The organism is Elusimicrobia bacterium HGW-Elusimicrobia-1, from assembly GCA_002841695.1.
Lineage (GTDB): Bacteria > Elusimicrobiota > Endomicrobiia > PHAN01 > PHAN01 > PHAN01.
Genome location: PHAN01000003.1, coordinates 187,919 through 203,965 on the forward strand (window position 1 = coordinate 187,919; position 16,047 = coordinate 203,965).

14 protein-coding genes are annotated in these 16,047 nt (G+C 52.4%); 10 read left to right on the forward strand and 4 right to left on the reverse strand.

The features are described from left to right. Nucleotides 1–18: 18 nt before the first annotated feature. Genes CVU77_02940 through CVU77_02975 form a run of 8 tightly spaced genes read left to right on the forward strand, consistent with a single transcriptional unit; the run spans nt 19 to nt 9,361 of the window. Nucleotides 19–1,029, forward strand: a complete 1,011-nt coding sequence (locus CVU77_02940; GenBank protein PKN01905.1) for a hypothetical protein — start codon at nt 19–21, stop codon at nt 1,027–1,029. Continuing rightward, nucleotides 1,029–2,087 (forward strand): hypothetical protein, encoded by a 1,059-nt coding sequence (locus CVU77_02945; GenBank protein ID PKN01906.1) that lies wholly within the window; start codon nt 1,029–1,031, stop codon nt 2,085–2,087. The genes CVU77_02940 and CVU77_02945 overlap by 1 nt, the downstream gene beginning before the upstream one ends. Next, nucleotides 2,087–4,132: a hypothetical protein gene (locus tag CVU77_02950; GenBank protein ID PKN01907.1), complete on the forward strand. Its 2,046-nt coding sequence runs from the start codon at nt 2,087–2,089 to the stop codon at nt 4,130–4,132. Before CVU77_02945 ends, CVU77_02950 begins: the two co-directional genes overlap by 1 nt. Next, nucleotides 4,129–5,319, forward strand: a complete 1,191-nt coding sequence (locus tag CVU77_02955; GenBank protein ID PKN01908.1) for a hypothetical protein — start codon at nt 4,129–4,131, stop codon at nt 5,317–5,319. Before CVU77_02950 ends, CVU77_02955 begins: the two co-directional genes overlap by 4 nt. Next, complete coding sequence (locus CVU77_02960) at nt 5,309–6,418, forward strand: hypothetical protein (GenBank protein ID PKN01909.1); 1,110 nt, start codon at nt 5,309–5,311, stop codon at nt 6,416–6,418. The genes CVU77_02955 and CVU77_02960 overlap by 11 nt, the downstream gene beginning before the upstream one ends. After that, the gene (locus tag CVU77_02965) at nt 6,415–7,143 is read left to right on the forward strand and encodes a hypothetical protein (protein PKN01910.1); all 729 of its coding nucleotides are present in this window, start codon (nt 6,415–6,417) and stop codon (nt 7,141–7,143) included. Before CVU77_02960 ends, CVU77_02965 begins: the two co-directional genes overlap by 4 nt. After that, entirely contained in the window at nt 7,140–7,931 is a 792-nt protein-coding gene (locus CVU77_02970; protein PKN01911.1) for a polysaccharide deacetylase, read from the forward strand. The genes CVU77_02965 and CVU77_02970 overlap by 4 nt, the downstream gene beginning before the upstream one ends. A gap of 5 nt (nt 7,932–7,936) precedes the next feature. Continuing rightward, nucleotides 7,937–9,361 carry a hypothetical protein gene (locus tag CVU77_02975; protein ID PKN01912.1) on the forward strand — a complete coding sequence of 475 codons (1,425 nt, stop codon included), beginning with the start codon at nt 7,937–7,939 and terminating at the stop codon, nt 9,359–9,361. Between the two features lie 78 nt (nt 9,362–9,439). Here CVU77_02975 and CVU77_02980 read toward each other — a convergent pair whose 3' ends face one another. The 4 genes from CVU77_02980 to CVU77_02995 all read right to left on the reverse strand — a co-directional run bounded on the left by CVU77_02980 (nt 9,440) and on the right by CVU77_02995 (nt 13,754). After that, nucleotides 9,440–10,927 carry a hypothetical protein gene (locus tag CVU77_02980; protein ID PKN01913.1) on the reverse strand — a complete coding sequence of 496 codons (1,488 nt, stop codon included), beginning with the start codon at nt 10,925–10,927 and terminating at the stop codon, nt 9,440–9,442. Between the two features lie 42 nt (nt 10,928–10,969). After that, entirely contained in the window at nt 10,970–11,917 is a 948-nt protein-coding gene (locus CVU77_02985; protein PKN01914.1) for a hypothetical protein, read from the reverse strand. A 148-nt stretch (nt 11,918–12,065) separates the two neighbouring features. Next, nucleotides 12,066–12,764 (reverse strand): nucleoside-diphosphate-sugar pyrophosphorylase, encoded by a 699-nt coding sequence (locus CVU77_02990; GenBank protein PKN01915.1) that lies wholly within the window; start codon nt 12,762–12,764, stop codon nt 12,066–12,068. Beyond that, complete coding sequence (locus CVU77_02995; protein ID PKN01916.1) at nt 12,765–13,754, reverse strand: NAD-dependent dehydratase; 990 nt, start codon at nt 13,752–13,754, stop codon at nt 12,765–12,767. Nucleotides 13,755–13,834: 80 nt separating this feature from the next. On the opposite strand from CVU77_02995, the gene CVU77_03000 reads away from it, so the two are divergent. Together CVU77_03000 and CVU77_03005 are read left to right on the forward strand one after the other, a co-directional pair. After that, nucleotides 13,835–15,301, forward strand: coding sequence for a hypothetical protein (locus tag CVU77_03000; protein PKN01917.1), 1,467 nt, complete (start codon nt 13,835–13,837; stop codon nt 15,299–15,301). Nucleotides 15,302–15,305: 4 nt separating this feature from the next. After that, a complete protein-coding gene (locus CVU77_03005) occupies nt 15,306–16,004 on the forward strand; it encodes a dolichyl-phosphate beta-D-mannosyltransferase (GenBank protein PKN01918.1) in 699 nt (232 codons plus the stop codon). Nucleotides 16,005–16,047 lie beyond the last annotated feature (43 nt).

Sequence of the window (16,047 nt, forward strand, 5' to 3'; positions counted from 1 at the left end):
CGGCATAAGAGCTTTTTTATGAAGATAGCGGTTTTCCTTCCGAATTATATCGGCGATATTTTGATGACCACTCCCGCGATAAGATATTTGAAATTAAACTATCCCTCCGCCGAGATAACAGCGGTAGTGAAAGAGTGTTATAAGGAACTTGTGGACGAAAATCCGAATGTAGGCGGGATAATAGCGAAATCGTCCAAATATAAACTTTTAAAAGATATTATCGCCCTGAAACCCGATGCTGTCGTATTATTCAGAACGACATTTTCCAATTCGCTTGCGGCTTTTGCCTCAGGAGCCGGATACTCCGTCGGCGTCAAAGAAGATCTTTCGAATTTATTTCTCAAAAGCGCCGTCTCCGTCGATAAAAAAAGACCATACAGGGCGGAATGCCTGGCGCTGACAAAGAAACTTTTGAACGACTATTTGAAAATATCGGCCCCGGCCGAAGTCGATTTGACGAAAATAGATTTTACCGGATGGAATAAAGATGAAATCAGAAATACCGTAAAGAGAAAACTTGAGATGTTGGGCGTCGATACTTCGAAAAAACTTATCACTATCAGCCCCGTGGCCACGAGAAAGACAAAAATGCTGAGTGCGGCCGGATACATAAAACTTTTTGGGTTGCTGAAACTGAAATATGCGGACTGCCAAATAGTTCTTGCGGGTTCCGTGAAGGACAGGGATTACTGCCTGAATCTGGCTTGTGACGCGGGGGTAAAGTTTATCACCGGAGATTTTAATCTCAAGGAACTGGCGGCGATGATTTCAATGAGCGAACTTTTTATATCGCCCGATACGGGCGCTTCGTATATAGCGCAGGCCGTGGGCGCGAAGACGTTTATTTATTTTACATCCACCGATCCGGAAAAGTACGGGCCGTTTTGCGAAAAAACAAAGATTGTGTACAAGCCGGTTTCCTGCTCGCCGTGCTACAAAGACGAATGTTTTCAAATAAATAAGTATCTGTGTGTCGAAAGTATAAAACCGGAAGAAATAGTTGACAAGATATCCGGATTGGAATCGTGATGGCGAATAACGGAACATTTAATAATATTCTCGTTCGCGGCGTGGATACCGTGGGGACATTTGTCCTGGCGACACCTTTTTACAGGGCGTTGCGAAGGAATTACCCTTCGTCAAAAATAGTTTTATGCATAAAACCGCTGGTCAGAGAACTTGCCGCGAATTGCCCGTATATGGACGAGGTTATCATATATGATAAAAAGAAATACGGCGGTGAGTTCGGTTTCATAAGAGAGCTGAGGTCGAGGCAATTCGACGCCGCTTTCGTTTTGTCGGGCAGTTTCCATTCGGCGCTGATTTGTTATCTGGCGGGAATCAAAAACACGATAGGTTACCCGCACGACAGGCGCGGATTTTTGCTTACCCATAAAATACCCGACAACAATAAACACTGCGTCGAGTATCTTTTGAATATAATTGAACAACTTGGCGGGGCAGTCGAAAGCAGGGAGCCGGAATTATGGTTTTCCGACGATGATTTTTCAAAAGGGTCGCAAATATTGAAAGCGGCGGGATTAAACCGCGATGATAAAATTATCGGCATCGGTTTCGGCGCTGCCGGAGAGAGCGCCCGACGGTGGCCCACCGAAAATTGGACAGGGCTAATCAGAAATATTATTGAAGACAAAAGAGTGAAAGTTGTCTTGTTCGGCACAAAAAAAGATTTAGAGGAATCTGCTGTGATTGAAAGAGGCGTGGCCGACGGAAGATTGATAAATCTTATAAACAGAACCAATACGGTCAAATTAGCCGAGTTCGCGGCTTGCGTTAAAGGATGCGCGGCGTACGTTTCCGTCGATACCGGCGGAATCCACGTCGCGGCCGCGCTGGGAGTTCCGGTTGTCGGCCTCTATGTGCCCGGCTCCGACGACAGGTGGGGCGCCAGGACTTTGAAAGGCGGTCCCGCACCGTCGCTGATATCAAAAAAAACGCCCTGCGCCCCGTGCGACCAGTCGAAGATGCGCCGTTGCCGCGATAACATTTGCATGCGCGCGATAACCGCGGAAGATGTCGGGCGCGCGCTGATCGGCGTGCCCCCCGCCCCGCCCTCCGTGCGATAATGAAAACGAAAATATTGTCAAAAATCTCCTCTCTGCGCATCGCTCGCCGCGCGGCCGCTTTTTATGTTTTTTTTTGTGCGGCCAATCTGATCATTTTCGGAGCTTTCCGCGCGGTTTTCTACGTTAAATACTCAGAGATTTACGGCGATGCATCCGCGGCGAAGATAATCGGGGCTTTTCTGGCGGGACTTCGCTTCGATGCTTCCACCATATCCGTATTCTCCTCGGTATTTTTTCTGTGGCTGTTTATTTCGGAAATAAGACGCAACGATGGGCGGATGTCCCGTGTCCCCGTCGCGGCTTTGATCGTCGTGTTCTCATTTCTGTGGATAGTGCTGGCGGCCGACTTGTTTTACTTCCGGTATTCCGGACGCAGGATGTCTTTTGAAATATGGCTGGCAGTTCAGGAAATCGCGCAGGTATCGGAGACGATATTGTCTCGTTACGCGCTTGTGGCGGTTTTCATGGCGGTTTTTGTAAAGGGACAGATTTTCCTGTTTTATAAGGTCATTCATTTCATAGAAAAAAAATTACCCGCCGGCAATATATCTCCGCTCGGAGGATTTTCGTCGGTTCTGGTTTTTTTAGTCGTTGCCGTCGTCGCGGGCCGCGGTGGTTTTCAGACGAGGCCCATAGAGCCGAAGACCGCCTTTGCCATGCTTGAAGACGTGCCGCTCGGCTACTTATCCCTCAACGGAGCATACACCGTTTCTCACGCCGCGTTGCACAATTTGCGAATTTCCTCGGAAGATGCGGATATTATTCCCGCCGACGTCCAAAGAGTCACGGGGCTTGTAGGTTCTCCGCGCGAAAGTTTTTCTTCGTGGAAATATCCGTTGAAGCGTTTTCGTCGGTCCGGCAAGATTTTGCCGGCTGGGAAAAAGAAGAACATTGTAATTTTCATAATGGAAGGCCTCTCGGCCGCTCATACCGGCGCGCTCGGCGGAATCGCGGGCGCCACGCCTTTCATGGATTCCCTGGCCGAAGACGGATTGCTGCACAAGAATTTTTATTCCACAGGAACCAGGACGATGCAAATACTGCCCGCCGTGTTGTGCTCGCTGCCTCCATTTTACGATTTCGCCCACAATTCCATAACTCTTGAACAGAATCGTGTCAGAAGCGTAGCTCATGTGCTCGGCGAGCACGGCTATTCTTCGATATTCGTGCACGGCGCCCGCAGGGACGTTTACAACAGGGATGCGCTGTTGACCGCTGCGGGTTTCAACGAGCATGTGGCGATGGATGATTTTAAGCGCAACGAAGTCCGCTTTTCAAAAGCTTGGGGCGTGCACGATGAGTATGTTTTTTTAAGAGCACACGAAGAGTTTCAAAAAATGCCGAGACCTTTCCTTGGCGTGGTTTTTTCTCTTTCCGCCCATCCGCCATATGACTTGCCGCCGGGCGAAAGGCCTTTCCGCGGACATTCCTTGAGAGACGACTTTCTTAACGCCGTGCGTTACTCCGACGATTCGCTTAAACAATTTTTCTCCGCCGCCGTGTCGTCGGACTATTATAAGGACACCATTTTCATAATCCTCGGCGACCATACCAGCGCGATGGGCCTTTCCGGTCCGCGCGACGTCTTCCGTATTCCTTTTGTGATGGTCTTTCCCGGCGGAAAACCCGACCGCGCGGTCATGCGCTCCCCCGCCTCGCAAACGGATATACTGCCCACCATAATGGATCTTGCCGGAGTGTCGTCGGAGCACGCTTCCTTCGGTCGCTCGCTGTTTGACGAGAATAAAAAGGGTTTTGCTTTTATGTACGCAAATGAGATAATTTACTGGGCTTACGGAGATTTTATTCTCGGCCACGACGGCAAAAGAAAGATATCGCTCCATTACAGAGGCCGCAAAGTTCCGTTTTCGCTTGCTCGACGCGTGATGTCCGGCGGAGAAAATATGCTCGATAAAATGGAAAACGATATTAAGTCATTTATGAGAGTGGGCCGAGGCGTCGTGCTCGGCAACCGGATTTGGCCTCCCCACGTGGAAGAAGAGTATAGTTCCTCCGGCACAATGACTCGGGGTGGAAATCCGTGAAGAAAACAATACTTAAAATCTCGGCGGGTACGGTCGCCGCGGGACTCTGCGTATATGCAGTTTTCGCCTCTATGGGAATATCCGGCATTCAGGCCGGTTCGGCATTGGTGTTTTTGGGATTGACGGCGTTCGTGTTCGCCGGCGGCGTCGGGAATATGATTCACTTTGACGACGACGCGGGTTTTCTGGCGCGCGCCGTCGTGTTTTTTCTTGCATGGAGTTTTGTCGCGTCCGCCGCCGGCGGAGCGGCCTTGGCCGGATTAAGAAATTTGGCTCCGTTAGTCGGCGCGTTTTCGATTTTTTGCGGTCTCGCCGCTTCGTCCCCGCGGGCGCGCGCCGCTTATCTTTCGGTCGCGCTGATGTTTTTCGCCGTTCAATCCGTTTACGGGATAGCCCAGTATTTTACCGGCATAGACATAACCCGCGGAGGATTTTCGGAGCCGTACTTGCGCGTGCGCGGGACACTGGGATATTTCAACTCGCTGGGCGGCGTTCTGGGAATGATGCTGCCGGTGGCGGCCGGTTTTGCGGTTTTTCCGTCGGACAAAAAAAAGAAGTTGCCGTATGCCGTCGCCGCTGTGTTGATGGCCGGAGCTCTTCTGGCGACTTTTACGCGCGGAGCGTGGATCGGCGCCGCGGCGGGTGTGGCCGTAGTATTCTTTTTGCGTTACGGCCGCCGCGCGTTCTTCATATTCGCTTTATTGCCCGCGATGCTGTTTCTTGCTCCGGTGCGTTCCCGTCTGGCCGATATTAAAAGCCGGCCCGAAACCGAAAGGGTTTATATGTGGAGAAAGTCGGCGGCCATGATAAAGACATCTCCCGTGTTAGGTTTCGGCGCCGGAGGTTTTGAGCGCGCCGCCGCCCGTGACGCGGCCGCCGGAATTATTCAAAAACACTTTCATCCGCATAATATTTTCATGGCTGCCGCTCTCGACGGGGGAATACCGCTTGCGCTTGCCCTCGCCGCCTTTCTTTTTGTTATGTTCCGTCGTGCCGCCAAAACTTTTGTGCTTGCCCGCGCAAGTTCTTCGGGCGGCGCGTCCGTTATGCCTGCGGCTCTTGCCGCCGGAGTTCTGGGCAGTTTGACGGACTTTGCGGCGCACGGTATGGTGGATAATCTATTCTCCGGCGAAACGCTTTATCTGCTGTGGTTTCTTGCCGGATGTTTATTTTTCTATGAAAAATAAATCCGTCGTATTTTTCGACGCGACACCCGCATGGTCCGGCGGAGCCAACAGAATATTGTTTCTGGCCAAGTCGCTTTCGTCCGCGGGTTTTTTTCCTCACATTGTATGTTTGCGCGGCGGACGGCTCGGCGAACTGGCCGGGCGGGCCGGCATCGACGTTTTTAAGATAAATCCTGTTTTCGACACGGATCCCGTCGCATTGTGCAGGATATTTTTTTATCTGCGTCGGATAAATGCCGCAGTCGCGGATATAAACTCTCCGGGATTTTACTGGATTGGCCTTGCCGCCGCCAAACTCGCGGGAGTAAAAACCGTTTTGACGCGGAATGTCCCTTACAGAAAACAAGGGCTTAAGAGGATCGTCAATAAATATCTGCTTTACGGCCGGTATGACCGCATAATATCTTTGTCCGCGGCGGTAAAGAAAGACCTTGAAAGCGATTACGGATTGTCCAATGTCCGGCTGATTTACGACGGTATTTTCAGCGCCGTTTCGCCGCCGTCGCCGGAAGAATCCGCGGCGGCAAAAAAAACTTTCGGTTTCGCGCCGGACGACATAGTTTTCGGTCTTGTCGGCCGTCTGGAAAAAAACAAGGGACAGCATGTGGCCGTGGAGGCATTCGCCGCCGTGGCCGACGCGTGTCCTCGCGCAAAGCTTCTGGTGGCGGGCGCCGGTGACGCCGGCTACGCGGAATATCTCTCGTCGCTCGCGCGAAAACTTAATCTTGCGGGGCGTGTATTGCTGGCCGGTTACGTCGAAGACGTGTCCGCGGTTTACAAGGCCTCCGACATTCTTGTGCATCCTTCTTTTTACGACAATATACCAATAAGCATTCTTGAGTCGCTTTCGGCGGGACGTCCCGTCATTGCCTCTCGGGTGGGCGGAATCCCCGAAGTCATCGTCGATAACGAAAACGGAATGCTTTTCGACGCCGGCTCGGCCGGACAACTCGCCGGGAAGATGTTGAAGATGGCCGCCGCGGACTATGCTGCTATCGGACGCGCCGCGTCGCCGGCCGTGGCCGAAAAATTTTCCGTCGTCGAAATGAAATCGAGATATATAGAGTTGATGGATGAACTCACCGGAGGATCCTCATGATTTACGTTGCTCTGCCGGCTTACAACGAAGAAAAAAATATTCCGCCTCTTCTTTCGGCGGTTTCCGAAACGCTCAAAGGCGCCGATTACAAAGTCGTAATTGTCGACGACGGTTCGACCGACGGCACTCTGTCGGCCGCTCGTCTGGCATCCGGCGTTATGCCCGTGGAAGTAATACCGCACGAAAAAAATATGGGCCTGGGCGCGGCGATAAAAACTTTGTTCGCGTATATCGCCAAAAACGTAAAGTCCGGCGACGTCGTCGTTACGATGGACGCCGACAATACCCATCCGGCCGCGCTCATCCCCTCGATGGCATCCCGTGTCGCGGAAGGCGCCGATATAGTGATTGCGTCGCGTTTCTGCGCCGGCGCGAAAACTCGCGGCGTGCCGTTTTACAGAAATCTTCTGAGCCGCGTCGCCGCTCTGATATTCAAAATCGCTTTTCGCATCAGGGGCGTAAACGATTATACAAGCGGATACAGGGTCATATCGGGCGCCATACTGCGCCGCTATTTCGACAGCCCCGAGGCCGCGCCGCTCGTAACAGAGGCGGGTTTTACCGCCGGCACCGAGATATTGATAAAACTATCGCGGCAACCCGGCGCGCGCATCGTCGAAGCGCCCCTTGATTTAAGATACGATTTGAAAGGCGGGGCTTCCAAAATGAAGGTGGTTTCGACGATGATAAAATATCTGAAACTTCTGAGGATGGCTTTCAAATGAAAATATGGCCCTGGGCGTTTGCGATTGTATTTGTTTTGACCGTCGCGGTAGTCGCTCTGCGCGCGTATTATTCGCGCAGAACTTTTATACTCTGTTACCACAAAATCGCGCCGTTCCGTCGGGGAGGGCTCAAAAGCTTATTCGTGCGCCCGCGATATTTTGCCGCGCAGATGGGCTATTTGAAACTGAGAGGATATAGAACCGTGTCCCTGCCCGAACTCGCCGGCATAATATCTTCCGGTCAAAAATTGCCGCCAAAAATTTTCGCCATTACTTTCGACGACGGCTACCGCGATAACTACACTTCGGCCTATCCGACGCTTAAAAAAAACGGATTCAGGGCTACGGTTTTTCTTATGGCTTCGGCGGTGGGACAAAATTACGCCTACCCGGGGGAACCCGCCGAAGAACATCTGTCTCCGGAAGAAATCAGGTTAATGTCGGACATAATCGATTTCGGCGCGCATACTCTAAGCCATCCCCGCCTCGCCGACGTTTCCGACGCCCAAGTCGCCGTCGAAGTATCCGGATCGAAAAAGGCGCTCAAGGATAAAGCGGGCGTGGACGCCGTCACTTTCTGCTATCCCTTCGGTTCCTGCGACGAGCGTTCGGTCGCTCTGGCGCGCTCGGATTACGTCGCGGCCTGCACAACCCGTCCGGGGCTTGTGTCCGCCGGAGCCGACCCTCATCTTCTCCCCCGTGTCGAGTTCAAAGATTTGTTTACTATGAGTTTTCGTGATTTTTTCAGGGCATTTGAGTTTTATCTGAAAATAGCCCTCGGAGCGTGACGAGCGTGTTGACATCGACCAAAGCGCGTTTGCTTTTTATCCTGGCCGTTTGCGGCATAATGTATTTTAACCGTCTCGGCGCGGCCACGCTTATTTTTGACGACGCGTTCTACGCTCAAAAGGCCAAAGAAATGCTGCGGGCCGATAACTGGCTCGTGCCCGTCTACGCGGGGAAGGCCGATTTTCAGGACGGCAAACCCATTTTTCACTACTGGGCGCAGATGGCGGGCGCGGGAATATTCGGTTCCGGGAATCTCGGCGCCCGTTCGGCCCAGGCCTTATTCGGTTTTGTCGGAGTTATTTTTTTATTTTTCTTCGCGCGAAGATTTTACAGCGAGCCGGTCGCTTTTATGGCCTCGCTGATTCTGGCTTTCACTCAGCAGTATCTGCATCACGCCAGGAGCGCCCAGCCCGATGTGCTTTTCACTTTATTCTTCACCGCCGCCGTCGCGGCGTATTATGCGGCGGTGTCCGGACGGGGTAAAATTTATTACTATTTGACCGGCATAGCGGCGGGTTGCGCCGTTATGACCAGAAACGTTCCGGGTCTGCTGGTTTTCGGCGTCATCGGCGCTCACGCAGTCCTTACGGGCGGTTTGTCGTCGCGGATGAGGGATAAACATTTTATCTTGGGCGCAATGTCAAGCATTGTCGTAATACTGCCGTGGTTTGTTTTTATGACTTTAAGATTCGGCGGGGAGTTCACGGAAAACTACATCGGACGAGTGGCGGCCATAGGCGTGGGCGGAACGGGTATTTATACGCCGTGGCACACGATAATAGTCAGGATAATCGAGAACTATTGGCCGTGGCTGCCTTTTCTTGCGATGGGAATATACAAGGAAATACGTCTGGTTTTGTCGCCGTTGTCGTCGAAAGAAGAAAAAAGCGGGTCGCTGTTACTGCTTATGTGGATAGCCGTTCCATTTGCGGTTTTTCAGGCCGCATCCGTCAGAGGTTCTCAATACATAATGCCGATTTACGTTCCCTTTGCCGTAGTGACAGCGCGGGTTTTCGACGGATTTCGCAATAATGAAAGATGGATGAAGGGGCTTGTCGCCGTGTCGGCGCTTGCGGCGGTTTTATATCTGTTTTTGCCGCTGGCTCCGAACACTTTGGACGTGGGACATTACGGGGAGTTAAAAGGATTGTTCGGCCATGTGCGGGAAGTTTCGCCCGCGCCGGTGGCGGTTCCCGTCGAAGATTACTGGTATTTTTCCAACGGTTTGAGATTTTACGCCGACGCCGAAGTCTCGGCCGCGTCGGCGGGCGGCATCGGGTCGGATATTCTTTCGTCGAGAGGCAAGTATTACCTTATGAGGTCGCGGGACTTCGCCGTGTTGACACAGAACGCGCGCCGTTCGTCGAAAATTATCGCGCGCACGGACAATTTCATCTTTTTGAAATCCGCAGGAAAAAACGGCCGTTGATGTTATCTTACCGCACGGGCGCGGTTCATAAAAAGCGCCGGCCGGGCCGATGGTTTTTGACGGTTTTAAGTTTTATGGTTACCGCGACGGAATTTTGACGGCGGGCGCCTTCGCGCTTTTGCGGTTGGACGCGAACACAAACCTTCCCTGTTCGCACAATACATAAAGTTTTTTTCTTGTCGCGGGGGCAAGATTTTCCGCGTCTTCTTTTTTCATGAGAAAATATTTTTTCAGGGGAGACGATACATGCGCCGCGATATCTTCGGGCTCGTCGACGGAATGCGTAACTCCCCTGTCGGCGTACCAGGGCAAAAGCGATATCATATCCCAATAGTAAAGTTTGTGGATAATAACTTTTTCGTCGCGGCCGGTATTTTTTGCTATGCAGGGCGCCAGAGCTTTTAGGTCGGGATTTCTGGATTTACTCAGGCGCACCGGCGCAAAAAATACTATGGCCGCGATTATTACCGCCGTCGCCGCGCCAGCCGAAACGATTTGCGGGCGGTATTTTCTCGTCCATACATTGAATATATACCCGTTGAGAACGCACCACGCCGGCCAAATCATCAAAAGATAATAATCCTCGCGGTATCCCGCCGCCGAAAATCCGGCGAATGTCACGCCCGCCCAGAAAAGTAAAATATAAAGCTTGCCGGCTTTTTCGCGGATAATCCGGACCGCGCCGAAGAATCCCGTTATTGCCCACGGGAAGAATCTCGATAAAAACATTCCCGAATAGAAAATCACGCCCCTGATTTTGTCGACGATACCCGCCTGTCCTCTGTCCCCGCCGCTTATTTTCCATAAGACCTGCTCTACGACATAAAACCGCCAGAACGCGTCGCCCTTAAAAATAATCTGCGGCACAATCCATGCCGCCGCAACTGCCGCCGCGCTCAACGGCCCGATCCAGAATTTCGGTTGCCGCAGAAGTTTTGGCTCGAAAAACAGTATGCAGGGAATTATCGATGCGTATATCGCGCCTGCCGGAACGCCTTTGGAAAGAAAGGCCAGCCCTGCCGCCGCGCCGCTTATCGCGTGCAATAAACCGGATTCTTTGCGCCGCGCGGCGACGAAGGACAAAAAAGAAACCGTAGTAAAAAAAACGAAGATACTTTCCAGTTCGCATTTGCGCGAATGTTTGAAGAAAAAAGGAGTGAGTATGAGCGTGAGCGCGGCCAGAAAACCGGTGTATTCATCGTCGATGGCGTTGCCCAGAAGATAAACCGCAAGTATAAGAAGCAATCCGAAGAAAGCCGAAACCGTCCTTGCCGTGAAATCGTCGGCGCCGGCTATCTTAAAGACCGCGCTTTGCAGCCAGAAAAAAAGAGGCGGATGATGATAAAAATCGACGAACTCTTCGGAATGCGGCCAGTGCGGGGTCAGGTAGTCGCCGGTGCGGGCCATCTCGCGCGAAATGGACGCGTAGGTGCATGAACCTATCGGCTGAAGGTCGGTATCTCCGAGTTTGGCGAACATACCGGCGAAACCCAGTATGAACACCGCCAAAAACATAGTGCGACGGTTATCGGGGAATATTTTTTTAAGTGCGGACATAGCGGGCATAAATAAAAATCGCCGCGTTTTTCGGCGGCCTCTTTTGCGGATTCAGCGGGTTCGTATTGAGTCGAGAGTTTCCGACAGTGTCCTGCGCGGTTTCCATCCGGTTTGTTTCCGCAGGGCGATAGATGAACCGCGAATATCTTTTACGTCGTTGGATCTGAACCTGGACTTCTCGCAGACTATTTTTATTTTCGGCGCGCTGTTTCCGCAGAGGATTTTTATTATCCGCTTCAAAGACACGGATTTTCCGGAGGATACGTTGTAAAATCCGGCCTTGCCCTTCAGCGCCAAAAGACACAGCGCATCCGCCACGTCTCTTACGTCGACAAAATCGCGTTTTACGCCGATGTCGCCGACTTTAAGTTCGCAGTCGCGCGTCTTGCCGGATTTTATTCTCGATATTTGCGCGGCGAAGGAACCCACGGAAAGCGATTCCGACATCGCGGGTCCGAGCACATTGAACATTCTGGCGACTATGACTTTAAGGCCGCGCGCGGAGTAAAAATCAGCCGCCTCGCTTTGCCATGATTTTACCAGGCCGTACGGGCTGACGGGCGACAAAATCGAATTTTCGCGCACCGGTAATTGTGATTTTTTGGCCGCGCCGTACTCTGCCGCCGAGCCGACTAAAATTACCGTCGGCGACGGCTTAACGCACAAGGACGCTTCCATGAGCGAGACGGCCGACGCCAGATTGGCTCTTATCAGCACGTCCCACGGCAGAATGGTCGCTGCGCCCGTGCCGGCAAGATTCACGATTACGTCCGGTTTTACGCGGGCGACAAGCGCTTTCGCCGCTTGTAAATCGGCCGCGTCGCATTTTATAAAACCGATATTTTTTCCGCCTTCCGTTTTTGGGAGGCGCGCAGCGGCGTTTTTAACGTCGGAAGCCGCAATCGTTGCGCGGGGAAAACGTTTCGCGGCGGCGGCTATGAAATATCCGCCCATATAACCGCCCGCGCCCGTTACAAGAATTTTCTTTATTTCACGCATTTTTTAAGAGTTGTCATTGCGAACCGCCCGCAGGGTGGTGAAGCAATCTCAATTTTCGATAAAAACATGCGCGAGATTGCTTCGTCACCCCCGCCTGCGGCGGGGCTTCCTCGCAATGACATGTTTTATATCGCGCATAATACGACAATTATAATTTGAGTTTTCCGGCCCTGGCGAGTTCCGCGGCTTTCTGATAATCTTCGTGACGGCCTATGTCCAGCCAGAAGCCGTCGTGCGGGACGCATAAAACTTTCATCCCGTTTTTTTTGAGACGCAGCAGCAAGTCGGGCATCCCTATCGACTCGCCCTTCCGTATCAGAGAAACCGCACCGCGTTTCAGCGCGTATATTCCGGTGCTCACGTAAAATAACCGCGATGGTTTCTCCGAGTACGACGCCAGCCGCCACTTATCGTCGGGCTCCACTATGCCGTATTCGATTACGGCTTTTCTTTTGGTAACGCACACCGACGCGTCCGCGCCGGATTTTTTATGCCGCGCCAGAAACTTGCCGTAATCGACGTCCGATAGAATATCGCCGTTGGTAACAAGAAAGTTGTCGTCGAGGCCGCCCGCAAGTTTCAAGGCGCCCGCGGTGTTGAGGGGTTTAATCTCGTGCACGTAGCGGATTTTTACGCCCAGCTTTTTACCGTCGCCGAAGTATGCCCGCAAGAGTCCCGCGAGGTAACCCGTGGAAATAACCATTTCGCGGAAGCCGCATTTTTTAAGGCGCCTTATTATTATCTCAAGCACCGGCACGTCGCCGACGGGCATAAGCGGTTTTGGAATTATCGTCGTGTAAGGTCTTAGCCGCGAGCCCTTTCCGCCCGCAAGTATTATCGCTTGCATTTATAAGTTGTAAACCTCCGGTTTGTACGACCTTATGTTCGCGCGGACGTAGTCAATGGTTTCGCGCAAGCCATCTTCAAGCGTGTACGACGGTTTCCACCCTGTCGCGCGGCGGGCTTTTGAAGCGTCGGAGATAAGCACCAAAACTTCGCTTTTCGACGGGCGCACCCGGATTTTGTCCGTTATTATTTTGAGCTTTAATCCGGCTATCGACGAGATAATCTTTATGAGCTCGCCCACGCTCACGCCCCTGCCCGTGCCGAGGTTCAGTGTTTCTCCGTCGGCGGCGCGTTCGGCGGCTTTTATAAATCCCTCGACCGTATCTTTAACGTAGGTAAAGTCCCTGACCGGCCCGACGGAGCCGACTTTGACCTCGCCTCCGTGTGTCAGCATCTGCGATATTATCGTCGGAATAACGGCCCTGGCCGACTGCCCCGGGCCGAAGGTGTTAAACGGTCTGACAGTAACGACCGGAAGGCCGAATGAACGATGGTAACTCTCCGCTATTTTATCCGCCGCTATTTTCGAGGCCGAATAGGGCGACTGTCCCACAAGGGGATGTTTCTCGTCGATAGGAGTGTATTGCGCCGTGCCGTAAACTTCGCTTGTGGAAGTGTGGATGACTTTATGCGTCTTGTTTGCCCTGGCCGCCTCCATTACGTTGAGGGTTCCCTTGATGTTTGTCTCGACGTAGTGTTCCGGAGCGACATAGGAAAACGGTATCGCAATGGCCGCCGCCAGATGAAACACGGCGTCGGAATCCTCCGTTATTTTTTTTACGAAGAACGGATCGCGTATATCTCCCGATATAACTTTTACTTCTTTGATAATTTCGCGGGGCAATTCTTCGAGGCGGCCCCAGTTGTTGCGCGAATTGTAGTGGACCAGAGCCGACACCTTCGACCCTTTTTCTACGAGAGCGCGTACCAGGTGGCTTCCTATGAAGCCGCCCGCTCCGGTGACAAGAACTCGGGATTTTTTCAGTAGCATATCGTAAACCGTGTTTCCTTTTGAATTTTAAGAATGAATCCGCACGTAGTATATAAAAAATTGTCACATCTTCCCAAAATATGTATAATACCGGAATTATGGACGGCAAAACCGTAATTTTTATCGCGGTTGTGACCATCGTGCGGGCCGTTTTGTCGGCTTCGCTGGAACTCCATCCCGACGAAGCGTACTACTGGCTCTGGTCCAGGCATCTTGCCGCGTGCTATTTAGACCATCCTCCGTTCGTCGCGTTTTTAATAAGAATGACGACGATATTTTCGGATGCGGAATTTTGGGTGAGATTTTCCGGGCTCCTCGGCGGTGTCGGGGTAAGTTTACTGGCTTATCTGCTCTCGCTTGATATTTTCGGCTCCAAACGGGCGGCGTTCTGGAGCGTGGCGATATTAAATGTTATGCCTCTTACGGGCGCCGGTTTCGTGATAACGCCCGACATCCCGTCATTCTTTTTCTGGGCGCTGTCCGTGTGGATTTTCTGGAAAATCGTTCGTGCCCCCGATTATTCCGGCACACGCCTGTGGACGGCGCTGGGCGTCGCTTTCGGACTTTCGATGTTGTCTAAATATACTTCCGTATTGTTCGCCCCGTGCGCTCTGCTCTTTTTGACAGTGTCCGGCGCGCACCGACGGCATCTTAAAACTTTTAAGCCATATCTGTCGCTGCTGATAGCCGCCGCGATTTTTATGCCGGTGGTTTACTGGAATTATATGCGCGGATGGGCGTCGTTCGCGTTCCAGTGGGCGCACGGAACCTACGGGGCGGGGAAGTGGTTCAACATCGCGGAGTATCTGGGGGGACAGGCGCTCAACGGCGGAATTTTTATTTTTATTTTAATGCTCGCCGCTTTTTGGGGGGCGATACGAAGCGGCGATTGGCGTTTGCGCTTTCTTTCGTCGATGAGTATTCCGGTATTTATTTTTTTCGGATGGGCGTCTTTTAAAAAAACAGGGGAGTTAAACTGGACTGCCCCCGCGTTTTTTGCCGCTGCGGTTCTGGCTTCCGGCTGGGCGTTCGCCCCGCTTGGCGTTCCGGGTGAATCCGCTCCCGCCTTCAGACGGATTTTCGCGCGTTTCTCCGTGGTTTTCAGCGGGGCGCTCGTAGCCGCGCTGTGGACGCACGCGCTGCTCGGCGCGCTGCCTATGTACCGCGTCGACGAAAAATGGGCGCTTATGGATCCGGTCAATCGTTTTCGCGGATGGCGGGATTTTACCGCCGAAATTGAAAGCGCGGCGAAGGGCGACCCGGTAATAGCCATAGATTACCAGTCCGCTTCGGAACTTTTGTATTACTCGCGTATGCGTCTGGACGTGCGCGCCGGAACGAATAATTTTCCGTACTGGCGCCAAGATAATGCCGCCGTGGCCGGACGCTGCGTGGCCTACGATTATTACACGGATGTTTATTCCGGCCCCGTCAATCCGTCGAATTACGGAGCCGTGAAACAAAAACGAATTTTTGAGGCCAAATATCGCGGTCGTACAATAAGGACATACACCGTATACGACTGCCGCGGCTTTAAGGGGTTTTAATCATATGAAGTGTCTGGCGATAATACCCACGTACAATGAAAAAGAGAACATCGCGACGCTTATAGAGCGCATTCTGTCCCTCGGCAAGGGATTCGATATACTCGTTATAGACGACGGTTCGCCCGACGGCACTGGCGATATCGCATCCAAGATAAGCGAGTCGAACCGGTCGGTTACGCTGATGCGCCGCGCCGGCAAGTCGGGTCTGGCCAGCGCGTACATAAAAGGATTCGGCTACGCGCTTGAAAAAAATTACGATGTCATATTCACCATGGACGCGGATTTTTCTCACAATCCCGATTATATGCCCGGTATGCTGGAGCGTATTACGTCGTCGGATTACGTCATCGGTTCGCGCTATGTCGCGGGCGGAGGGACGAGCGGCTGGCCTCTTTCAAGACGGATAATAAGCCGTCTCGGGAATTTTTACGCGCGCGCCGTCACCGGCATAGGCATCCGCGATTGCACGTCCGGATTCGCCTGTATCAAGACCGGCGTCCTGCGCTCCGTCGGAATATCCGCGATCAAAACGGAAGGATACGGCTTTTTGATAGAGTTGAAATATCTTGCGGCCCGCGCGGGCTTCGCGGTTTCGGAATACCCCATAGTGTTCACCGACCGTGTGGCGGGGAAATCCAAAATATCCAAAAGCATAATTTTTGAGGCGATGGCGCTCGTCTGGAAACTCCGCTTTTCGCGATGATGTCCGCGCTGTCTTCCTGCGATAGCTCCGCGACGGTATTGTG